Origin of the sequence: Variovorax paradoxus NBRC 15149 (assembly GCF_001591365.1) — a bacterium.
GTDB lineage: Bacteria > Pseudomonadota > Gammaproteobacteria > Burkholderiales > Burkholderiaceae_C > Variovorax > Variovorax paradoxus.
This window is the reverse complement of the sequence record NZ_BCUT01000001.1, coordinates 1567496-1588910: the sequence shown is the minus strand read 5'-3', so window position 1 is coordinate 1588910 and position 21415 is coordinate 1567496. Positions and strand designations below refer to the sequence as shown.

Genomic DNA, 21415 nt, shown 5'->3' with positions numbered 1-21415 from the left:
GCCCGAGATAGCACTTTGGTGGTGCATCGGCAGGGCCGGACGGCCGCGGCTGTTGGTGCGGCGCCACGTTGCGCCGCCAAGGCTGCGAAAATCGCGGTTTTGAAGAGACGGACATGCCCCTGCACACCACCGCCCTCGTCCTGTTCTCCGGCGGCCAGGATTCGACCACCTGCCTTGCGGACGCGCTGTCCAAGTACCAGCGCGTCGAGACGCTGGGCTTCGACTATGGCCAGCGGCACCGCATCGAGCTCGACGTGCGCGGCACCATCCTTGCCAGGATGCGCGAGCGCTTCCCCGACTGGGCGCCGCGCCTGGGCGAGGACCACGTGCTCACGCTGGCCGCGCTGGCCCAGCTCGGCGGCTCCTCGCTCACCGAGGAGGTGGCCTTTGAAATGCAGGCCGACGGCCTGCCCAACACCTTCGTGCCGGGGCGCAACCTGCTGTTCCTCACGCTGGCCGGCGCGCTGGCCTACCGGCGCGGGCTGCAGGTGATCGTCACCGGCGTCTGCGAGACCGACTTCTCGGGCTACCCCGACTGCCGCGACGACACCATGAAGGCCATGCAGCTCGCGCTCTCGCTCGGGCTGGAGCGCCGCCTGGTGATCGAGACGCCGCTGATGTGGATCGACAAGGCCGAGACCTGGCAGATGGCGCATCGCCTGGGCGGCGAGCCGCTGGTCGAGCTGATCGTGGAAGAAACCCACACCTGCTACCTCGGCGACCGCGAACATCGCCAGGCCTGGGGCTACGGCTGCGGCGAGTGCCCGGCCTGCGAGCTGCGCAAGAAGGGCTGGGAGCGCTACGCCTCGCGCCCCCAGCAGGTCTAGGTGGCCGCAGTCTCCAGCCGGTAGCGCGCGCCGCCCGCCGGTGCGCCTTCGGGCTGGGGCACCAGCGTCCAGCGCTGGTTGTGGAAGTCGCCGACCGCCGCGCGGTGCGCGATCGACACCATGGCGCCGCCCGCGGCCTTCACCCGGTCGGAGAGCCGCTTGTAGAGCACGCCCTCGGCCTCGGCATCGAGTGCGCTGGTGATCTCGTCGGCAAAGAGCCACGACGGCTTCTTCAGCAGCACACGCGCGATCGACAGCCGCTGCTGCTCGCCGCCCGAAAGCTTCTGGCTCCAGGCATCGCTGTCGTCGAGGCGGTCCACGAGGTTGGGCAGCAGCGCATCGGCCAGCGCCTGGCGCAGCTCGGCATCGCTGTAGTTCTCGGCCGGATTCGGATAGGTCAGCGCATTGCGCAGGGTGCCGTCCGGCACGTAGGGCCGCTGCGGCATGAACACCGCGCCCTCGGGCACCTTCACATGGCCGCGTGCGAACGGCCAGATGCCGGCAAAAGTGCGGAACAGGGTCGACTTGCCGCTGCCCGACGGCCCCTGCAGCAGCACGCTGTCGCCCGGCTGGACCGCGAGCGCCGCGCCGGCGAGCAGCGAGGTGCCGTTGGGCAGGGCCACCGTCAGGTCGCCGGTCTGCAGCGCGGGTGCGGTACCGTCGCGCTCGAGCGACTGGCTGCGCGCCGCATGTGCGCGCATCGCATCGTCGAAGCTGGTGAGGCGGTCGGTGGTTGCGCGCCAGACGGCCACGCGGTCGTAGTTGTCGACGAACCAGCTGAGCGAATCCTGCACCTTGCCGAAGGCCGACGAGATCTGCATCAGCTGGCCGAGCTGGATGGCGCCGCTGAAGAAGCGCGGCGCGGCCACCAGGAACGGGAAGATCACGGCCGCCTGCCCGAAGAACGAGGTGAAGGTGATCAGGTTCTTCTGCTGCTTGATCAGCACCAGGTAGTTGCGCAGCACGCTGCCAAAGCGCAGGTCGAGCTGGCCGTGCTCGACCTTCTCGCCCTTGTCCAGCGCAATGGCCTCGCTGTATTCGCGCACCCGCACCAGGTGGTGCCGGAAGTCGGCCTCGAAGCGCTGCTGCCGGAAGTTGGTGCCGATCAGCGGGCGGCCGATGAAGTGCGTGATGGCCGTGCCCACCACGCAATAGGCCACCGCCAGCCAGACCATCGCCCCCGCGATCTGGTAGCTGCTGCCGCCCATCGAGAACGCGAAGCTGCCCGACAGCCCCCAGAGAATGCCCACGAAGCTCACCAGCGTGACCACGGCGTTCAGGAGGCCCATCGACAGCGTCATCGTGTAGTCGGTGAACATCTGCATGTCCTCCTGGATCCGCTGGTCGGGGTTGTCGGGCGCCTGGCCTTCCTTGTTCGCGTAGCGCGCAAGCTCGAGGTGATAGAAGGTGCGGTCGGCCATCCAGCGCGACAGGTAGTCGCGCGTCATCCAGGTGCGCCAGCGCAGCTGCAGCAGCTGCGTCACATAGAACTTGAGCACCTGCACCGCGATGTTGAAGAAGGCGATCCAGCCGAAGACGCCCACCTCGCGCCAGAAGACCGCCGAGTCCTTGTTCTGCAGCCCGTCGTAGAAGCGCCCGTACCACTGGTTGCCCAGCACCGCCACGTACACGTAGAACAGGTTCAGCGCGACGATGCCCAGCAGCATCGCGCGGGCGCGCCATTTTTCCTCGGAACGGAAGTAGGGCGCCGCAAGCGTGAAGACGCGCTTCACTACCTGGGCGAACGTGGCGGCGCGCGCCGTGACGGATAAAGACATGCAGGTTTCCTCGCTGGGCGCGGGTGCGCCGGACTTCGTGAAGAAACGATGGTAGTCAAATGTTCCTTAAGCGGGACTGAACCGGCCCGGCGCCCCGCAAAGTGCTCAGTGCAGCATGACCCGCGCCGCTGCTTCCAGGAAGTGCTTGAGCGGCGGCGTCTCGCGTCCCTGCACCTTCGCTTCCTCGTCCCACAGCCGCAGCCGCACCGCATCGCCGGCCCAGCGCTGCTCGGCGAAGCGCTGCGCCGCGGCCTCGTCCATCACGCCTCCCTGCAGCGCGAGACTGCGCACCGAATCCGCCGAGAGCCGCGAGAAGTAGCCGGGCCGTGTCGCGCAAAGGTAGCGCTTGGCGTCCACGTGCAGCCGGATCGGCTCGCGCACCTCGGCGCCGAAGACGCCGCGCAGGAGCGGCATGGCGATGTACTGGTGGCGGTCGTCGATGCCCAGCTCGGTGGGCGAGCGCGGCAGCGTCTGGTGCTCGGCGATCAGCAGGTGGCCGAGATCGTGCAGCAGCGAGGCCGTGACCAGTGCATCGCCCGCGCCGGCCTGCTCTGCCAGCCATGCGCACTGCAGCGCATGCTCGAGCTGCGACACCGGCTCGCCCGCATACGCAACCCCGCCGCGCTCGGCGAACAGGCGGGCGATTTTGGCGAGGTCGAGTGTCATGGACCCGGCAGCTTCGCGCACCGCAATGACACCCGCATGACGAATCCCATGAGGCGCCATGCAGCCGCGCGGCACGGTCGGCGCGGCGTCCGACTTGACTTGCCAGGCCGCGGGCATAGCATCCGCCGCATGAGAAGCACAGTCCTTGTTCTTCTGCTCTGCATCGGCCTGGTGGCGGCCGGCTGCAACGACAAGCCCAAGCCTGGCGTGCCGGTGCCGAAGGCTTCGGCCGATGTCGTGATGCCGGTCCCGTTCGCGGGCTGATTCGCCCCTCTCGGGCGCGCGGGCGGCCATGCGCCGCCGGGCATTGCGCGCGCTTGCCTTCGCATGTCCGCGCCCGGCGGTATCCTCGGCGCGGAGCAAAAAACAATGAAGACATTCGAGACAAGCGCCCACGAGGCGGATTCGCGCTACGCCATGCTGCGGCTCGGCCTCACGCTGCTGGTCATGACGGTCGGCAGCAGTGGCATGTACGTGGTCTCGGTGATGCTGCCGGCCGTGCAGGCCGAGTTCGGCATCGCGCGCGCCGATGCCTCGCTGCCCTACACGCTGCTGATGCTCGGCTTCGGCGTGGGCGGCGTGCTGATGGGGCGGCTGGCCGATCGCTTCGGCGTGATGTGGCCCCTGCTGATCGGCGCGCTGAGCCTCGGCGTGGGTTATGTCGCGTGCGGCATGGCCGATGGCATCGTGTCTTTCACCCTCGCGCAGGCGGTGCTGGTCGGCCTGCTCGGCAGCGCCGCGGCCTTTGCGCCGCTGGTGGCGGACACCTCGCTCTGGTTCGTCAAGCGGCGCGGCATCGCGGTGGCGGTGTGCGCGAGCGGCAACTACGTGGCAGGCGCCATCGGGCCGCCGATTGCGGAGCACTTCATCGAGACGGTGGGCTGGCGCCAGACCTACATCGGCATGGGCCTCTTTTGCGGCCTGGCAATGGCGGCGCTCGCGCTCTTCTTTCGCGCGCGGCCGCCGGCAGTGGCCGCGGCGCCGGCCAGCCATGCGGGCCATGCCGGGCGGCGGCGCGACATGACGCGGCCCTTCGGCTTCAGCATGGGCACCGCACAGGGCCTGCTGTGCGTGGCGGGCGTGGCCTGCTGCGTGGCCATGGCGATGCCGCAGGTGCACATCGTGGCCTACTGCGGCGACCTCGGCTACGGCCCGGCGCAGGGCGCGCAGATGCTGTCGCTGATGCTGGGCTTCGGCGTGGTGAGCCGGCTGGTGTCGGGCGCGATCTGCGACCGCATCGGCGGGCTGCGCACGCTGCTGCTCGGCGGCGCGCTGCAGGGCGTGGCGCTGCTGCTGTTCCTGCCGTTCGACGGGCTGGTGTCGCTCTATGTGATCTCGGCGCTGTTCGGGCTGTTCCAGGGCGGCATCGTGCCGTCCTACGCGATCATCGTGCGCGAGCATTTCCCGCCCGAGGAAGCCGGCGCGCGCGTGGGCACGGTGCTGATGTTCACGCTGTTCGGCATGGCGTTGGGCGGCTGGATGTCGGGCAAGGTGTTCGACCTGACCGGCAGCTACCACGCGGCGTTCCTCAACGGCATCGGCTGGAACCTGCTGAACGTCAGCATCGCGGCGATGCTGCTGTTCAGGGTCCGGCATCTGCGGCTTCGCACCGCCGCGGCGTAGCTCTCTCGCGCCGTCAGAGATCGGCCAGGCCCATTGCCGGATCGCTCACCGAATGCCGGCCGGTCTCGACGCGGCCGGCAAAGCGCCGCACGAAGCTGGTGTCGGCATCGCATCGCACGGCAAAGTCGTACCACGCGCCGCTCGCTGCCAGGTCCCAGTGCAGCTCGGCCTTGGCGCCGCCTTCCACCGTCGCGGTCCACGGACCGTCGTTGCGGTAGGCCTTGGCACGCACGGTGAACTTGCAGGCGCTCTTGCCGTCGTTGCGCATCTCCAGGTACACGTTGCCGTTGGCGATGTCGTAGCACACGCGCACTTCGGGCACGGCCGCATCGCCGGCGCGAAGCGCGTTCAGGTCGCCCTTGAAGTGGCGGTGAAAGCCGTTGGGCCCGAGCACCCACAGGTCGTAGAAGCCGCTGTCGTCGCGCATCGCGTTCCACGTGTCGTCGAGCGTCTTGCCGGGCTCGACCATGTAGCGGCGCGGCAGGCGGTCGAGGTTGAGCTTGTCGTAGACGTGGAACACGGCGCTGGCGGTGCCGGTGTTCGCGAACAGCAGCTGGATCTTTCCGCCGATGGCATCGGCACGGGCGCTCGTGTGCAGCTCGTAGGGCAGCGCGCGCGAGGGCCGCGTGCCGGTGGCCTGGCGCGGCAGCAGCGGGTCGAGCGGCAGTGCCACTTGCGCCAGGGCCTGCTGGTCGGCACGCAGCTTGTCGGCGTCCGCTTTGGTCGTGCGCCCCGCCAGCGCGGGCAGCGCTTCCGTGTTGGGCGTGGCGAAGTTGAAGGCACTCGTGAGGTCGCCGCACACCGCGCGGCGGAAATCGCTGATGTTGGTTTCCTTCACGCCAAAGCGCGTCTCGATGAAGCGCAGCACCGAGGTGTGGTCGAAGGCCTGCGAGTTGACCCAGCCGCCGCGGCTCCAGGGCGACACCACATACATCGGCACGCGCACGCCGGGGCCGTAGACGCGGCCGTCGGGCGGCGGCTGGTCGGTGGTGCCGGGCGGATTCGGATGGTTGAAGTATTCGGGCGCGAGCGCTTGCACTGGCAGCGTGGTCTTGCCTGCGGGCGTGCCGCCGGCGTCGATCGAAGGCGCGGCCGGCGAAGGAACGTGGTCGAAGTAGCCGTCGTTCTCGTCGAAGTTGATGAACAGCACGGTCTTGCTCCACACCTCGGGCACGGCAGTGAGCGCATCGAGCGTTTCCTGGATGTACCAGGCGCCCTGCACCGGGCTCGACGGGCCGGGGTGCTCCGAATAGGTCGCGGGCGCGACGATCCACGACACCTGGGGCAGCTTGCCGTTCCTGATGTCCTGGCGGAACTGCTCGAGAAAGCCGCCGTCGGGCATGGTGTTGGCAATGCCCTTGTAGAGCGGATTGCCGGCGTCGTCGCTGGCCGGGTCGTAGGCGGGCGAGGCCACGTCGTTGCTCACGGGCTTGCCCGAGGCCTCGTTGGCGAGCCGGTACTGCTTGAAGCCGGCCAGCGAGTTGTCGCCGAAATTCTCGGGCATGTTCTGGTAGACGATCCAGCTGACCTTGGCTTCCTGCAGCCGCTCGGGGTAGGTCTTCCAGCTGTAGCCGTTGGCCGAGCTGTCGATCGAATCCCACTCGTTGTTGACCGTGGCCACGTTCGCGCCGGTGGGGCCGTTGGTGCCGGTCCAGAGGAACATGCGGTTCGAATTGGTGCCGGTGTGCATGCTGCAGTGGTAGGCATCGCAGAGCGTGAAGGCGTTGGCCAGCGCGAACTGGAAGGGCAGTTCCGCCTCTTCGAGATAGCCCATCGACTGCGTGAAAGGCGCCGTCTTCGTTTTCTTGTAGCGCACCCATTCGTACATGCGCCCGCCCGCCCACGCAGCCTGGCCGTCGCTCCAGCTGTGCGGCGTGCCGGCCACGCGCTGCGCGTTGCCCTTGGAGCCGTCCAGGTGGTAGGGCAGCACTTCCTTGCCGGTGTCGTCGAGCTGCTGCCAGACGCTGCGGCCCTGCGGCAGCGGAATGGTGAAGCGGTCGCCGAAGCCGCGCACGCCCATGAGCGTGCCGAAGTAGTGGTCGAACGAGCGGTTCTCCTGCATCAGGATGACGATGTGCTCCACGTCCTTGATGGTGCCGGTCTTGTTGTTGGCGGGAATGGCGAGCGCGCGGCGGATGCTCGGCGGAAAGGCCGAGAGCGCGAGCGCGGCGGCGCCGGTGGTGGCGGTGGCTGTGAGGAAGCTGCGGCGTGAGGTCATGGTGTCGTTCGGATGTGGGAGGGTGTTCAGGGCGCGCAGCGCATCTCGGGCTTTGTCCCGGTGTCGGGCGGCGGTGTGGTGGGCGTGGTCGGTGCCGGCGTGCCCACGCCAGGCAGGCCGCCGAAGAAGCCGCCACCGCCGTTGCTGCCGCCGCCGCAGGCGGAAAGGACGCAGGCCAGGAGCAGCGCGGGAACGAGCCGCGCAGGCAGGGATGAAAGTCGCATGGGTGGATTCCTTGGGAGTCGTCGTTGCGTGGGCGCCCGGAAGAGCGCTGAAGAAAGGCCGCGCGGGCTCGAAGGCGCAACGCCGAAAAGGCATCGCGAAGCACCGCGCAGAGGCAGGCCGCAAGACTAGGGAGATCGCGTTACATCGCCATGAACGGGCGATGACAAGGCTGCGGCGCAGGGCGCGCCGCGCAAGCGCTCAGCGCTCGTTGCTGATGCCGCTGGAGACGTGGCCCGCGGGCACGTGGCGCGCCGCGGCATCGACGTGGCCGGTCTGGTCGTCGAAGAAAAAGTCGGGTTCGAACTCGCGCAGGAATTCGCCCTTGGGCAGGCCGCCGAGGAACATCGCCTCGTCGACGCGGATGTTCCACTTCATGAGCGTGCGGATCGCGCGCTCGTGCGCCGGGGCGCTGCGCGCGGTGACCAGCGCGGTGCGGATGCGCATCTGCGCGTTGCCCGCCATCTGCAGGCGATGCAGCGCCGTCAGCAGCGGCTTGAAGGGGCCTTCGGGCAGCGGCAGGTCGGCCTTGCTGAGTTCGTGCGCCTGGAAGGCATCGAGCCCCTCGGCCTGGAACACGCGCTCGGCCTCGTCGCTGAAGAGCACCGCATCGCCGTCGAAGGCAATGCGCACTTCGTTCGGCCAGGCATCGCTGGCCTTCACCGATTCGACCAGCACCCGCGCGGCCGGAAAGCCCGCGCCCAGCGCTTCGCGCACGTCCTGCGCGTTGACCGACAGGAACAGGTGCGCGCGCAGCGGCCGCAGGTAGCCGAAGGGCGGACGCCCCTGCGTGAACACGCCGCGCTGCAGCTTGATGTCGGCCGCCGCGCTCGAGCGGAAGATGCGCATGCCCGAGACCGGATCGTTGCGCGAAAGAATGACCACCTCGACGCGCTGCACGCCGTCGTCGTTGAAGCGCAGCAGCTTGCGGATCAGCGAGTACGCGATGCCCGGCGCGGCCGGCACGTCGATGCGGTCGAGCTGCAGCTTCATGTAGCCCTCGTTGTCGCCGGCCTCGAAGATCCTGTTTTCTTCTTCGAGGTTGAACAGCGCGCGCGACGAGATCGCGACCACGAGCTTGTCTTCGAGCGTGACGGGCATGGCGTGCAGTGCTTCCTGGCGGACTTACTTGACGAACTGGTTGAGCTGGATGATAGGCAGCATCACGGCCAGCACAATGAGCATCACCACGCCGCCCATGGCCACGATCAGCAGCGGCTCCAGGATGGTGGCCAAGTGCATGGCGCGGCGCTGCACTTCGGCGCCCAGCTGGTTGGCGGCGCGCTGCAGCATCAGGGGCAGCGTGCCGGTCTGCTCGCCCAGCCGCGCGAACATCGAGACCAGCCCGGGAAAGCGTTTTTTCTGCGCCAGCGCCGAGGCCAGCGGCGCGCCTTCGCGCACCAGCACCAGCGCGTCGAGCGCGTCCGCGCGCATGGCGCGGTTGCCCAGCGTTTCGGAGGCCGCCTGCAGCGCGCGCAGGATCGGCACGCCGGCAGTGGCCAGCATGGCCAGCGTGCTGGCAAAGCGCGCCGCGTTGTAGCCGCGCGCAAGCTTGCCCACGAGCGGCAGCCGCAGCCAGGCGGCGTCGAATTTCAGGCGCAAGGCTTCCTGCGCCAGCGCCAATCGCGCGGCGATGGCGGCCAGCACCACGCCGCCCAGCATCCACCAGCCGTAGTTGCGCACCGCCGCGCTCAGCGACAGCATGACGGTGGTGAGGAAGGGCAGCGAGCGCTTGGTGCCCGCGAACACCTGCGCCACCTGCGGCACTACGTAGCTCACGAGGAAGATCACGATCACGATCGCCACCAGCGTGACGATGGCCGGATAGAGCGCCGCGCCGATGAGCTTCTGCTGCAGCGCCTGCCGCTCCTCGAGGTCGTCGGCGAGCCGGTCGAGCACGAGGCCGAGGTTGCCGCTTTGCTCGCCCGCGCCGATCACGGCGGTGTAGATGGGCGAGAACTCGCGCGGATGGGCCGCGAGCGCACGCGCGAAGAGCGAGCCCGCGTTGACCTCGGCGCGCAGCGAAGCGACCAGGTTGCGCTGCGGCTCGGTCTCGGCTTCGTCGGTGAGCGCCGTCAGCGCGCGTTCGAGCGGCAGGCCCGAAGAGACCAGGCCCGCGAGCTGCCGCGTCCAGACCGAAAGGCCGGTGGAGCTGAAGACCCGGGCGCCGCCGCCCAGCCAGCGGCGCAGGCCGCCATTGCCGGTGCCGTTGGCATGGCTGCTGCCCACCGGCGTGACCGACAGCGGAATGAGCGCCTGCGCGCGCAGCAGGCTGCGGGCACTGCGCGCGGTGTCGGCCTCGAGCACGCCTTCGCGCGACTGGCCGCTGGCATCGATGGCTTCGAAGGAATAGGCGGGCATGGTGGTGCCGGGCGGATCAGTCGCGCGTGACGCGCAGCAGCTCGGCGCGCGAGGTGATGCCGGCCTGCACCAGCCGTTCGCCGTCTTCGCGCATCAGGCGCAGGCCGCCGCGCGCGCCGGCCTGGAGCAGTTCGCTCTCGGCCGCCTTGCTGTGGATCAGGCCCTGCACGGTCTCGTCGGCCACCAGCAGCTCGAAGATGCCGGTGCGCCCCTGGTAGCCGGTCTGCCCGCATGCTTCGCAGCCGGCGCCGCCGCAGGCCGTGCAGACCTTGCGCACCAGGCGCTGCGCGAGCACGCCCAGCAGCGACGAGCTCAGCAGGAACGGCTCCACGCCCATGTCGGTCAGCCGCGTGACGGCGCTGACCGAGTCGTTGGTGTGCAGCGTGGCAAGCACCAGGTGGCCGGTGAGCGAGGCCTGGATGGCGATCTGCGCGGTCTCGAAGTCGCGGATCTCGCCGATCATGATCACGTCCGGATCCTGCCGCAGGATCGCGCGCAGCGCCTTCGCGAAGGTGAGCTCGATCTTCGCGTTGATCTGCGTCTGGCCCACGCCCGGCAGTTCGTATTCGATCGGGTCTTCCACCGTCATGATGTTGCTGCGGCTCGCATCCAGCCGGGCCAGCGCGGCGTACAGCGTGGTGGTCTTGCCCGAGCCCGTGGGCCCGGTCACCAGGATGATGCCGTGCGGCTGCGCAATGAGCTTCTCGAAGCGCGCGAGCGTGTCGCCCTGCATGCCGACCGATTCGAGCGTGAGCTTCGATTCGCTCTTGTCCAGGAGGCGCAGCACCGCGCGTTCGCCATGCGCGCTCGGCAGCGTGGAGACGCGCACATCGACTGCGCGCGTGCCGATGCGAAGGCTGATGCGCCCGTCCTGCGGCAGCCGCTTCTCGGAGATGTCGAGGTCGGCCATGATCTTCAGGCGCGAGATCAGCGCGGCGTGCAGCGCGCGGTTGGGCTGCACCACCTCGCGCAGCGTGCCGTCGATGCGAAAGCGCACGGACGAAGTGCGCTCGTAGGGCTCGATGTGGATGTCGCTCGCGCCGTCGCGCGCGGCCTGCGTGAGCAGCGCGTTGAGCATGCGGATGATGGGCGCGTCGCCGGCGCTTTCCAGCAGGTCCTCGACCGCCGGCAGCTCCTGCATCATGCGCGAGAGGTCGGCGTCGCTCTGCACCTCGCTCACCACCGCGGCGGCGCTCGATTCGCCCTGCGCATAGGCCGCGCTGATGCGCTGCGCGAGCGGGCCGTCGGCCAGCACCTCGAAGGCCTGCACGCCGTACTTGCGCGTGACTTCGCCGACCGCGCTGCGCGAGGGATGGCTCGACATCCACAGCGTGTGGCTGCCGTCGTCGGCTTCTTCGAGCAGCAGCTGCTGGCTGCGTGCGAACGCGTAGGGCAGGGGGTGGCGCATGGGCTTCAGGGCAGTTCGCGCGAGCTGGTGGGGTCGGCCGTGGGCGGCAGCGCGCCGCGCAGCGGGCTCGGGCGCAGGGTGCGGGTGTCGGCGGCTGGGCGCGGCGGCGGGATCAGCTGCGTGCCCTGGATGCGGTCGCTGCCGTTGCTGCTGGTGTCGCGGGCACCCGAGCGCGGCAGCGGGGCTTCCGGCAGCACGGGGGCGGCATCCACGCCGCGCAGCATGATGTTGTCGGTGTTCGGCTGGGTCCGCTGCTGCATGCCGCGGATCTCGTCGTAGCGGTCGTAGGCAAAGGCTTCGGTCGAGGCGCCGTCGCGCATGACCGCGGGGCGCAGGAACATCATCAGGTTGCTCTTGTTGCGCGTGCGGATCTCGTTCTTGAACAGGTTGCCGAGCACCGGGATGTCGCCCGCCACCGGCACCTTCTCGATCGTGTTGCCGTAGTCGTCCGACAGCAGCCCGCCGAGCATGACCAGGCCGCCGTCTTCCACCAGCACGCTCGATTCGATCGAACGCTTGTTGGTGGTCGGGCCGTTGGGGTTGTTGATGGTGTTGCCGTCGACGGTCGAGGTCTCCTGGAAGATGGTCATCTTCACGGTGCCGTTCTCGTTGATGGTCGGGCGCACGCGCAGCGTGAGGCCCACGTCCTTGCGCTCCACCGTGGTGAACGGGTTGATGCCCACCGAGCCCGAGGTGCTGGCGTACTGGCCCGTGACGAAGGGCACGTTCTGGCCGATCACGATCTTGGCCTCCTCGTTGTCCAGCGTCAGCAGGTTGGGCGTGGAGAGCACGTTGGCGTCGCCGTCGCTGTTGAAGAAGTTCGCAATGGCGCCCAGGATGTACTGGCCGCCGATCTTGCCGGCAATGCCGAGGTTCAGCCCCGACGACGGCCGCACGTTGGCCACGTCGCGCGTGGCCAGCGCCTGCGTCAGCGCCAGGATGTTGGCGCTGGCCAGGCTCGAATTGGTGCCGATGACCGCGTTGTTGCCCAGCGCGCTCTGCCACTGCACGCCGAAGTTGGCGGCCTTCTTGGCGCTGACCTCGACGATCAGCGCCTCGATCATGACCTGCGCGCGCCGGCCGTCGAGCTTGTCGATCACGGCGCGCATCTGGCGGTACTGCGGCTCGGGCGCCGTGATGATCAGCGAGTTGGTCGACGGGTCGGCCTGGATCTGCCCGCCGGTCGAGGGCTGGTTGGCATTGTTGAGCGGCGCGTTGGCGGCCGCCGAGCCGCCGCCTTGCCCGCTGAGGCTGGTCTGCTGCATGGCCTGCGGAATGTTGGCTTGCGGCTGCGACTGGCCACCACCGCCCGCGGCGCCTGGCGAGCCCGGCGTGCCGGGCAGCTGGTTGGCCGCCATGGCGGCGCGCAGCGTGGCCGCCAGCCGCACCGCATCGGCGTTCTTCAGGTAGACCACGTAGATGTTGCCGGCCGCGCCGTTGCTGCTCTCGGCGGGCGCGCGGTCGAGCTTCTGGACCAGCGTGCGCACCAGCGCCGCGCGCGCCGGGTTGGCCGCGCGCAGGATCAGCGCATTGCTGCGCGGGTCGGCCAGCAAGGTGGTGCGGAACGACGCATCGGCCACACCCGGCGCGGCGGCGCCAGGCGTGGCGCCCGAGCCGCTGCCGTCGACCAGCCGGGTGATCAGCGGCAGCATGTCGGTGGCGATCGAATGCTTGAGCGGGATCACCTCGATGTCGGACGCATTGGGCACGTCGAGCGCCGCGATGATGCGCGCCAGCCGGCGCATGTTGTCCGCGTAGTCGGTGATCACGAGCGAGTTGTTGCCCGGGTTCACGTTGATGGTGTTGTTGGGCGGAATGAGCGGGCGCAGCACCGGCAGCAGGCTGTTCGGCGACTCGTAGTTGAGCCTGAAGATCTGCGTGACGATCTGGTTGCCGGCCACCGAGCCGGCGCTGGGCGTGGCGGTGTTGACGGTCTGGGTCTGGAGCTTGGCGTCGGCCTCGGGCACCACCTTGTAGAGCCCTTCGGCCTCCACCACCGCAAAGCCCTGCAGGCGCAGCGCGGAAGCGAACTGGTTGAACGCCGCGGCCGGCGCGATGGCGCGGTCGGTGACGAGGTTCATCGTGCCCTTGACGCGCGGGTCGACCACCACGTCGCGGCCGGTGACCACCGCCATGGTGCGGGCCACGGCCTCGATGTCGGCGTTGGCGAAGTTGAGCGTGATGGGCTCGCCCCGACGCGGCGCATCGCCGGACTGTGCGAACACGGGCGCGGACTGCAGCAAGGTGGCGGCAACCAGCACCTGCGCTGCGAGTGCAACGGCGGCGAGGCGGCTGCCGGGCGAAGTCAGTGGCTTCATCATGATCAACCCAGGGTGATGATCGAACGCGCGTTGTCGCGCCGCCCGATGATGTTCAACAAATTGGAAAGCGCGTCTTCGCGGCCGGCCGCGGCACTGGCTTCGCCATTGAAGCGAAAGGCGGTGCCGTTCCAGCTGCCGCTGCCGTTCAGCTGCAGGCTGCCTTCGCGCGTGCTCAGCAGCAGGCTCGGGCGGCTGCCGCCTTCGAGCGTGAGGCGGTAGCTGCCCATCGGCTTGAGCGTCGAGAGGCTGGACGACACGTCGGTGGCGTCGAGCGTGGCCTGGCCCGCGATGCGCAGCACGGGGCCGTCCCACTGCATCGAGAGGCCCCGGGTGGAGAGGTCGAGCGTGCCCTCGAGCCTGAGCGTGTTCCAGGGCGCGCCCAGACCGGTCAGCAAAGTGGCGGGCCAGCGCGAACTGCCGTCGCCCCACTGCAGCTGCATGCCGTCCGTGCGCGGGCTGGCCTTGAGCTGGAGCGGCCGCGCCGCGCAGCAGGGCAGGTCGAGCACGGCGAACATGCCGCTCCAGGCCGGGCGCATGCGCCAGTTGAGCGCGCCGGGCAGCGACACCGCCTCGGCGCCGCCGGCGCCGCTGGCAAGCACCACGGCCGCGGTGCCGTTCCAGACCGTGCCGCGCGGGTTGACGAGCAGCAGCCGGCCCTGGCTCCAGTTCGAGAGCGCCGTGGCCAGCCAGCGCGCGGGCGCGAACAGCACCAGCGCCAGCAGCGCCCCCAGCACGATGCCGAGCAGGGCCCAGCGCCAGCCGCGGCGCGGCGCGGATTCGGCAAGGGAGGAGCGCGTCACCATGCGGCCAGGCTCAACGGGCTGCGGGCAGCGCCATCACGAGCGTGCCCTCCCAGCGCACCTTCGCGGGCTGCGGGTCCTTGCTGCCGGCGGCCGGCGGCGCGGCGGCCGCACGGGTCAGGTGGGCCTCGCGCGGCACCGCGTGGGCATTGCCGCGCGCCTGCGCCAGCCACTGGGCCACGGCGTCGGCCGGCGTGGCGCGCATGGTGATGGTGGCGGCGCCATCGCCGCTGGCCGTCATGAGCTGGGCATTGGTGCCCAGGCTCTCGCGCACCGAGGTTTCGAGGGCGCGCAGCGCATCGTCGCGGTTCAGCCGGGGCTGCGCCTGCAGCGCCTTGGCGCGGTTCTGCAGGAGGGCCATCTGCTGCAGCTGCGCATCGAGCTGCGCATGGTCGGCCGGCGCCGCGGCCAGCGTGCGCAGCGCGGGTGCGAGCGCAACCCACCAAAGCAGCGCGAGCACCACGAGCGCGGCCGCGATGGCGACCATGCGCCGCTCGCGCAGTTCGAGCGCGGCCCAGCGGGCCCGGAGCTGTTCGCCGAGGTTCATCGCGCAGCCTCGGCCTGCACCAGCAGCAGGTCGCCTTCGGCGCGCACGCTGTAGCCGCGCGGGCCCATCGCGCCCGAGAGCCGCGTGAGCTCCGAAGGCTGCAGGCCCAGGCCGCGCAGGCGCAGCTGGCCGGCGCTGTAGTCGATGGCGCTGGGCGTCCTGCCCGGCGGAAGATGGGGAGCGAGCGCGCCGATCATCGGTTCGAGGTCGCTGCCCGCGACATCGCCCACGGCCTGCTGCAGCGCCGCGACCTCGCGCGCCATCTGCAGCGGCGCGTCGACCACGAGTTTCACGGAGGGGAAGGTCTGGGTCAGCATGGTCTTCACGGCCTGGCGCTTGGCCTCGAGTGCATTGCGCTCCTTCCAAGCCCAGGCATTGAGGCCGATCAGTTGGGTCAGCAGCAGGGCGACGATGCCCCAGCGCGCGGCGCGCCACTCGGGCGCATAGCGCAGCGTCTGCACCACCGACGCAAATTTCTTGCCGGCGCGGGCACGGCCCGTCACGGCGAGGTCGAACTGCGCGAGCTCCCAGGGCGAGCGCGCCGCCTGCAGCCAGCGCTGCGGCGCCTGCACGATGGGCACGCGGCGCTCGAGCAGGTGCTCGGCGGCTTGCGCGACGGCGGGCTCGGCGCTGATCACGGCGGTGTCCAGCGGCAGGCCGGCGGCCAGCGCCAGCCCGGCACCCGCGAGCGGCAGCGAGACCACGCCGTCGGCATCGCACACCGTGAGCTGCGGCGCCTCGGCTTCGCCGGTGACCTGCAGCAGCGGCGGGCCGTCCGCGGGCTGCGGCGCGAATTCGGGAACGATGCGCACCACGCGCCGCCCGGCCGACTCCAGCCCCTGCACCAGCGTGCGCAGCCAGATGCGGTTGCAGGCCGCCACCCAGACCGGCGCGCCGGCCTTGGCCGCGGGTTCGAGTGCGAAGTGCAGGGCCTCGGGATCGTCGAGCAGATGCTCTTCGAGCAGGCCGTCGAGCACGGCGCGCAGCTTCGACGCGCTGCTCGTGCTGCCCTTGGGCAGCGTGACGCGGTGCCAGGACAGCGCCGCGGCCGGAATGCCGAGCGTGACTTCCGCGCTGGCCGGCAGCAGCGCGAGCAGCGCGCGGCCATGGTTGCGCAGGGCGATGCCGTCGTCGCCAGCCTGGGCCCAGTCGTACTCGCCCGCGGCGTCGGCCGGGGGGAGGGGAGCGATGAGCAGCAGCGGGGTCATTTCGTTTTCAGGAGGGCGGGTGATTGTAGGGGTGCACCGATGGTGCCATTGCTACTCTATTTGTAGCGTTTGACGTAGATGCGACGGGCTCTGGACGATGTATTGATGCAACAGAAATGAAGAAAATCAGCCGCACTCAGGGTTTAGCCGGAGTGGCCGTGGCAAGGCCGGCGCCGCGGTTGCGCCAGATCGTCTTCACCGTGACGCCGTCGCGCTGCAGCAGCGAGCGTTCCTCGACCCAGGTACGGTCGAGCCGCAGCCGGCCGTAGACCTCGAAGAACTGGGTGCCCACGCTGTGCTGCCCGGCGTTGAACTGCGTGCCGCCGTTCGGCAGCGCGGCGTTGGCGTCGGCAATCTGCTTGAAGTACGAGCGCGTGCGCTTTTCCACCAACTGGCGCGCGTCGCTGATGCTCAGCGACGGCAGGCTGGCGCTGATGGCTTCGGCGCTCGCGGTATTGATGTTGAGCGGCGTGCGTATCGGGAGGACCGTCACGTAGGGCTCGAGCGCGGCCGCGGTCGAAGGCGAAAGGCCGAGCCACACCAGCTGCGAAACCTCCTGCGGCATCAGCGGCGCCGCGCCGGCATCGCCGCCGCCGGCGGCATCGGTGCCGGTGGCCAGCGCGCGCGCGAGCGAGGACGTCATCGCGCTGAGCTCCGAGGCCGGCAGGCCCAGGATGTTGAACAGCTTGGTGAAGGTGGCGATGCTGGCGGGCACCGGCTTGTTGCCGTCGACCAGCGACAGCACGTTGAGCTTGGATTGCGCATCGACGATGCGGCCCGACAGGAAGGCATCGGGCAGTCCTTCGAGGTTGTCGCTGGCCACGTTCCTCTCGGCCGACAGAAAGCTCGTGAGCCGGGCCTCCGCGAGAGGCACGGCCCAGGGCTCGGCCAGGTGGTCGGGCCCGCCGGTGAGGGCGTCCTCGCGCAGGATCAGGCGCGACCAGTCGAGCGCGCCGATCAGCACCCACGCCGCCTGCACGCGTCCGCGCTCGGCCGCCTCGACTTCGGACGCGCGCCATTGCTGCCACAGCGCCGCGGCGGAGAAGGTGGCGACCAGCATCACGGTCAGCATGGCCGCGAGCAGCGCGGCGCCGCGCTGGCGTTGCCCGGTTGTTCTGCAAACCGTGGATGCGGTCATGAGCGCGGCGCCCCCACCGTGGGCTTGACCCAGTCGCGCGTGAGCATGCCCGCGAGCCCCTCGCCCGGGGACAGGGTCAGCACCAGCCGAACGCCGTCCGGCATGTTCACGAGGGCGCCGATGGGATTGGCCGGGTTCGCCGGATTGGGCGCGCTGGCCGGCAGCTCGCCCGCGGGCGTCCAGGCGTTCTCGCGGAAGTAGTAGAGCTGCCAGCTCGTGGCCGGCATCAGCGCGACGTCGCCGCCGCCGCCTTCCTGCGCCCACGAGGAGGCCAGGTTCCACGCCTGCTGCCATTCGCCGCGCGTGGTGAAGGGCGGCGACTGCCAGCGCCGCCAGCGGGTGCCGTCGGCACCGGTGCGCAGCGTCCACGCCACCACCAGCATGGCGGGGGCGCCCGCATCGCTGCCGCGGCGCGTGAGCCGCAGCACGCGGCCGTCCCAGTCGATCGGGCGGGTCTGCGCGATCGGGGTCACGGCGTCGAGGTCGGCGCCCCATTGCGAGAGCGTGGTCTGCAGCGCCAGCACCGCGTCGGCGCGCTGCTGGTTCAGCGTGGTGGCGCGCGACATGCTGTCCAGCCCGCGCCAGCTCACGAGCGCGAGCAGCGCCATCACCGAAATGGCCACCAGCAGCTCGATCAGCGTGAAGCCGCCGCGGGCTCCCTGGCTTGCGAAGCGGCGCATCAGAAGCGGCCCACCACGGTCGAGATCCGCAGCACCGGCGCGTTGGCCTCGTCGCGCACCTGCACGTCGACGCGCCGGAAATTGGGGTTGAGCGTGGCGATGATGGAGGTGGTCACGTTGAACGAGACGCCGGCCTGCACGCAGATCGAGCCCGAATCGCCCACCGCGGGCATCTGCCTGGCGAGCCGCGCCTTGGCAAGCTCGTTTTCCGCGCACAGGTCGGCCAGCAGCAGGTCGGACTGGCGCTGCGCATTGCGCGTGAGCGACATCGTGGCCTGCGAGCCCGCCGCGAGCGCCAGCGCGACGATGCCGAGCGCAATCAGCACCTCGATCAGCGTGAATCCGCCGCATGCCGAATTGCGCCTGGATGTCACGGCGTGCTCACGGTGAAGGGCCTGAGGCCGTCGGTGGCAATGCGCAGCGAGCGCGCGGGCGGGCCTTCGGAATACAGCACGATCTGCTGCGCGGCAATGATCGGGTCGGGGCCCAGTTGCACCGCCGCCACCGGCGCGCCGCCGGCCAGCGAAGCCGTGGCGCTGATGCCGCTCGCGGCCCAGCCGCTGGGCAAGGCATCGGGCGGCAGGCCGTCGAACACGAAGCTGCCGCCCTCCACGAGGCGCCACCGCACCGCAACGCCGCTCGCGCGCGATTGGGCACGGGCCGATTCGAGCAGCGCGGCCAGCCGGTCGGCCTCGCGGTCGAGCCGGGCCGCGTTGGTGTCGCGCAGCGCGAAGCTCACGCCGGCCGTTGCGATCGCGATGATCGCGATCACCACGATCAGCTCGAGCAGCGTGAAGCCGCCCGTGCGCCTACTGCCAGCTGCCGATGTCGGCATTCTTGCCCTCGCCGCCGGCCTGGCCATCGGCGCCGAGCGAGAGCACGTCGATTTCGCCCTTGATACCCGGATTCATGTATTGGTACGGATGGCCCCACGGATCGTTCGGCAGCTTCTCGACGTAGGGCTTCCAGTTGGGCGCGGCCGGCCCGGCGGTCGGTCGCACCAGCAGCGACTGCAGGCCCTGCTCGGCCGTTGGGTAGCGCTGGTTGTCCAGGCGGTAGAGCTTGAGCGCCTGCATCAGGTTGTTGATGTCGGTCCTGGCGGCGGTCACGCGGGCGTCGTCGGCGCGCTCGATCACGTTCGGCACGATCAGCGCGGCCAGCACGCCGATGATGACCAGCACCACCATCAGCTCGATCAGCGTGAAGCCGCGCTGGGCAGCGCGGGTGGCGTCGCGTAGGATTTTTTTCATAGCTTGGATGACATGGTTCGGAAGGCGCGCTGCATGATAATCCGCGGCCATGACAAGTCCCTATTCCGCCGCGCACTGGCATGCCCCCGTTGCAACCACGGGCCTGTGGGCGCTGGCCGCGGCAGCGGCGGTGTTCTGGGGGCTGCGGCTCGCGGCGCCGCCCGAGCCCGTGGCCGCGGCGGCCACCATGCCCAGGGCGGCGGTCTCGGCCGACGCTGATGCGGTCGCGCGGCTGCTCGGCGTGGTTTCGGGCGCCGAGGCGGCGCCCGCCGCACCCGAGGCGGCCAGCCGCTTTGCGCTGTCGGGCGTGGTGGCGGATCCGTTCAACCAAGGCGCCGCCCTGATCTCCATCGACGGCAAGCCGCCGCGTCCGTTCCGCGTCGGTTCGCGCGTGGGCGACAACTATGTGCTGCAGTCGGTCGGGGTGCGCGCGGCAACGCTCGGCACCAGTGCACAGGGGCCGGCAGCTTTCACGCTGCAACTGCCGGTGCGCGCGCCGATCAGCATTGGCAGTTCGGTCCCGCCGGGTTTGCCGGCCTCGCCAACGCCGGCGGCCAGGCCGAGCGGGCTTTTCCCGGCCACGGTGCCTCCCGTGGTCGCGCCGCCTGCCGGCGGAGCTGCACCGTCACAGGCATCGCAAGCGCCGCCGTCGGATTCTGCGCAGCAGCCGCCCGCGCAGCCTGCGCAGCAATAAAAGCCGGACGGCCTTTCAGGCCTGCAGGAACAGCCTGTAGGCCGGATTCGCCGTTTCCTCGACGTAGGGATAGCCCAGCGTTTCGAGGAAGTCGTCGAAGGCCGCCGCGTCGCCGGCCGGCACCTGCAAGCCCACCAGGATGCGGCCGTAGTCGGCGCCCTGGTTGCGGTAGTGGAAGAGGCTGATGTTCCAGTTCGGCCGCATCAGGCTCAGGAACTTGAGCAGCGCGCCCGGGCGCTCCGGAAACACGAAGCGCAGCAGCCGCTCGTCATGCGCGAGACCCGTGCGCCCGCCCACCAGGTGCCGCAGATGCTCCTTGGCGAGCTCGTCGTGCGTGAGATCGAGCGCGTCGAAGCCGTGCGCAATGAAGGTCTTGGCGATGGTCGTCGATTCGCCGCGCGTCGAGGTGGTCAGGCCCACGAACACATGCGCCTTGGCCGCGTCGCTGATGCGGTAGTTGAACTCCGTCACGTTGCGCAGCGCGCCGCCGGCCGAGCCCGTTTCCTGCGACTCGCTGGCCGGCATCTCGCCCACCAGCTCGCAAAAGCGGCGGAAGCTGCCGCGCTCTTCGGGAATGGTCACCGCGAACAGCGCCTCGCGCTCCTCGCCGACTTCGGCGCGCTCGGCCACGAAGCGCAGCCGGTCGAAGTTCATGTTGGCGCCGCACAGGATGGCCGCATAGGTTTCGCCATGGCGGCCATGCCCGGCCACGTACTGCTTGATGGCGGCCACTGCCAGCGCGCCCGCCGGCTCCACGATGCTGCGGGTGTCGACGAACACGTCCTTGATGGCCGCGCAGACCGCATCGGTGTCGACCGCGATGTATTCGTCGACCAGGTTGCTGGCGATGCGGAAGGTCTCCTCGCCCACCAGCTTGACGGCAGTGCCGTCCGAAAACAGTCCCACGTCGGGCAGGCTCACGCGCTGGCGCGCCGCCACCGATTGCATCATGGCGTCGGAGTCGTTCATCTGAACGCCGATCACCTTGATCTCCGGGCGCACCGCCTTGATGTAGTTGGCCACGCCCGAGATGAGCCCGCCGCCGCCGATCGCCACGAAGACCGCATCGAGCCGGCCCTGGTGCTGGCGCAGGATTTCCATGGCGATGGTGCCCTGGCCCGCGATCACGTCGGGATCGTCGAAGGGGTGCACGAAGGTCAGGCCCTGCTGCGCCTGCAGCTCGAGCGCATGCAGGTAGGCATCGGAATAGCTGTCGCCATGCAGCACCACCTCGCCGCCGAAGCCGCGCACCGCATCGATCTTGAGCCGCGGCGTGGTCACCGGCATGACCACCACCGCGCGCGCGCCCAGCTTGCGCGCGCCCAGCGCCACGCCCTGCGCGTGATTGCCGGCCGATGCGCAGATGACGCCACTCGCGAGCTGCTCCGCCGAGAGGTGCGCCATCTTGTTGTAGGCGCCGCGCAGCTTGAAGCTGAACACCGGCTGCTGGTCTTCGCGCTTGAGCAGCACGGTATTGCCGAGCCGCTCGCTGAGTGCATTGGCTTTCTCGAGCGCGGATTCGACCGCCACGTCGTAAACGCGGGCGTTCAAAATTTTTCTGAGATAGTCGGCGGGCGTCAGTGCCGGCACAGGTACGTCGCGCACGGTTTTGTCCAAGGGAGTTTTCAATTGATAAATGACGATGATAAGAGGCATCGGGATTGCGTACGGGAT

21 protein-coding genes are annotated in these 21415 nt (G+C 69.8%); 4 read left to right on the top strand and 17 right to left on the bottom strand.

Annotated features, from left to right (window positions below; genetic code table 11):
• Positions 1-113: 113 nt before the first annotated feature.
• The gene (gene queC / locus VPA02S_RS07550; RefSeq protein WP_028254139.1) at positions 114-827 is read left to right on the top strand and encodes a 7-cyano-7-deazaguanine synthase QueC; all 714 of its coding nucleotides are present in this window, start codon (positions 114-116) and stop codon (positions 825-827) included.
• On the opposite strand, the gene VPA02S_RS07545 is transcribed toward queC, so the two are convergent.
• Positions 824-2605 carry an ABC transporter ATP-binding protein/permease gene (locus VPA02S_RS07545; protein WP_028254140.1) on the bottom strand — a complete coding sequence of 594 codons (1782 nt, stop codon included), beginning with the start codon at positions 2603-2605 and terminating at the stop codon, positions 824-826. The genes queC and VPA02S_RS07545 overlap by 4 nt on opposite strands.
• A 105-nt stretch (positions 2606-2710) precedes the next feature.
• Complete coding sequence (locus VPA02S_RS07540; RefSeq protein WP_028254141.1) at positions 2711-3271, bottom strand: phosphonate degradation HD-domain oxygenase; 561 nt, start codon at positions 3269-3271, stop codon at positions 2711-2713.
• Positions 3272-3400: 129 nt separating this feature from the next.
• On the opposite strand from VPA02S_RS07540, the gene VPA02S_RS32290 reads away from it, so the two are divergent.
• Together VPA02S_RS32290 and VPA02S_RS07535 are read left to right on the top strand one after the other, a co-directional pair.
• A complete protein-coding gene (locus tag VPA02S_RS32290) occupies positions 3401-3535 on the top strand; it encodes a hypothetical protein (RefSeq protein WP_259347628.1) in 135 nt (44 codons plus the stop codon).
• A gap of 105 nt (positions 3536-3640) precedes the next feature.
• Positions 3641-4894 (top strand): MFS transporter, encoded by a 1254-nt coding sequence (locus tag VPA02S_RS07535; protein WP_062363095.1) that lies wholly within the window; start codon positions 3641-3643, stop codon positions 4892-4894.
• 13 nt (positions 4895-4907) lie between these two features.
• Here the strand turns inward: VPA02S_RS07535 and VPA02S_RS07530 are convergent, their stop codons facing one another.
• The 14 genes from VPA02S_RS07530 to gspG form a co-directional block, all read right to left on the bottom strand.
• On the bottom strand, positions 4908-7112 hold the full coding sequence (locus tag VPA02S_RS07530) for a phosphocholine-specific phospholipase C (protein WP_062363092.1): 2205 nt from the start codon (positions 7110-7112) through the stop codon (positions 4908-4910).
• A gap of 26 nt (positions 7113-7138) precedes the next feature.
• Complete coding sequence (locus tag VPA02S_RS07525) at positions 7139-7336, bottom strand: hypothetical protein (RefSeq protein ID WP_012746218.1); 198 nt, start codon at positions 7334-7336, stop codon at positions 7139-7141.
• Between the two features lie 199 nt (positions 7337-7535).
• The gene (locus VPA02S_RS07520; RefSeq protein WP_012746219.1) at positions 7536-8435 is read right to left on the bottom strand and encodes a 5'-nucleotidase; all 900 of its coding nucleotides are present in this window, start codon (positions 8433-8435) and stop codon (positions 7536-7538) included.
• Positions 8436-8459: 24 nt separating this feature from the next.
• Entirely contained in the window at positions 8460-9695 is a 1236-nt protein-coding gene (gene gspF / locus VPA02S_RS07515; RefSeq protein WP_018903572.1) for a type II secretion system inner membrane protein GspF, read from the bottom strand.
• 16 nt (positions 9696-9711) lie between these two features.
• A complete protein-coding gene (locus tag VPA02S_RS07510) occupies positions 9712-11103 on the bottom strand; it encodes a GspE/PulE family protein (RefSeq protein ID WP_012746221.1) in 1392 nt (463 codons plus the stop codon).
• A gap of 5 nt (positions 11104-11108) precedes the next feature.
• On the bottom strand, positions 11109-13424 hold the full coding sequence (gene gspD, locus VPA02S_RS07505; RefSeq protein ID WP_062363089.1) for a type II secretion system secretin GspD: 2316 nt from the start codon (positions 13422-13424) through the stop codon (positions 11109-11111).
• Positions 13425-13426: 2 nt separating this feature from the next.
• The gene (gene gspN / locus VPA02S_RS07500) at positions 13427-14227 is read right to left on the bottom strand and encodes a type II secretion system protein N (RefSeq protein ID WP_012746223.1); all 801 of its coding nucleotides are present in this window, start codon (positions 14225-14227) and stop codon (positions 13427-13429) included.
• Between the two features lie 10 nt (positions 14228-14237).
• Positions 14238-14771 (bottom strand): type II secretion system protein M, encoded by a 534-nt coding sequence (locus VPA02S_RS07495; protein WP_018903570.1) that lies wholly within the window; start codon positions 14769-14771, stop codon positions 14238-14240.
• Positions 14768-15979 carry a type II secretion system protein GspL gene (gspL, locus tag VPA02S_RS07490; RefSeq protein WP_062363085.1) on the bottom strand — a complete coding sequence of 404 codons (1212 nt, stop codon included), beginning with the start codon at positions 15977-15979 and terminating at the stop codon, positions 14768-14770. The genes VPA02S_RS07495 and gspL overlap by 4 nt, the downstream gene beginning before the upstream one ends.
• 136 nt (positions 15980-16115) lie before the next feature.
• Complete coding sequence (gene gspK / locus VPA02S_RS07485) at positions 16116-17117, bottom strand: type II secretion system minor pseudopilin GspK (protein ID WP_012746226.1); 1002 nt, start codon at positions 17115-17117, stop codon at positions 16116-16118.
• Positions 17114-17797: a PulJ/GspJ family protein gene (locus tag VPA02S_RS07480; protein WP_062363082.1), complete on the bottom strand. Its 684-nt coding sequence runs from the start codon at positions 17795-17797 to the stop codon at positions 17114-17116. Before VPA02S_RS07480 ends, gspK begins: the two co-directional genes overlap by 4 nt.
• Positions 17797-18171 carry a type II secretion system minor pseudopilin GspI gene (gene gspI / locus VPA02S_RS07475; protein WP_018903566.1) on the bottom strand — a complete coding sequence of 125 codons (375 nt, stop codon included), beginning with the start codon at positions 18169-18171 and terminating at the stop codon, positions 17797-17799. The genes VPA02S_RS07480 and gspI overlap by 1 nt, the downstream gene beginning before the upstream one ends.
• Complete coding sequence (locus tag VPA02S_RS07470; RefSeq protein WP_018903565.1) at positions 18168-18632, bottom strand: GspH/FimT family pseudopilin; 465 nt, start codon at positions 18630-18632, stop codon at positions 18168-18170. The genes gspI and VPA02S_RS07470 overlap by 4 nt, the downstream gene beginning before the upstream one ends.
• Positions 18607-19047, bottom strand: coding sequence for a type II secretion system major pseudopilin GspG (gene gspG, locus VPA02S_RS07465; RefSeq protein ID WP_018903564.1), 441 nt, complete (start codon positions 19045-19047; stop codon positions 18607-18609). The genes VPA02S_RS07470 and gspG overlap by 26 nt, the downstream gene beginning before the upstream one ends.
• Positions 19048-19096: 49 nt before the next feature.
• On the opposite strand from gspG, the gene VPA02S_RS07460 reads away from it, so the two are divergent.
• Complete coding sequence (locus tag VPA02S_RS07460; RefSeq protein ID WP_018903563.1) at positions 19097-19741, top strand: type II secretion system protein N; 645 nt, start codon at positions 19097-19099, stop codon at positions 19739-19741.
• Between the two features lie 15 nt (positions 19742-19756).
• On the opposite strand, the gene ilvA is transcribed toward VPA02S_RS07460, so the two are convergent.
• Positions 19757-21370, bottom strand: a complete 1614-nt coding sequence (gene ilvA, locus VPA02S_RS07455; RefSeq protein WP_062363078.1) for a threonine ammonia-lyase, biosynthetic — start codon at positions 21368-21370, stop codon at positions 19757-19759.
• Between the last annotated feature and the right edge of the window lie 45 nt (positions 21371-21415).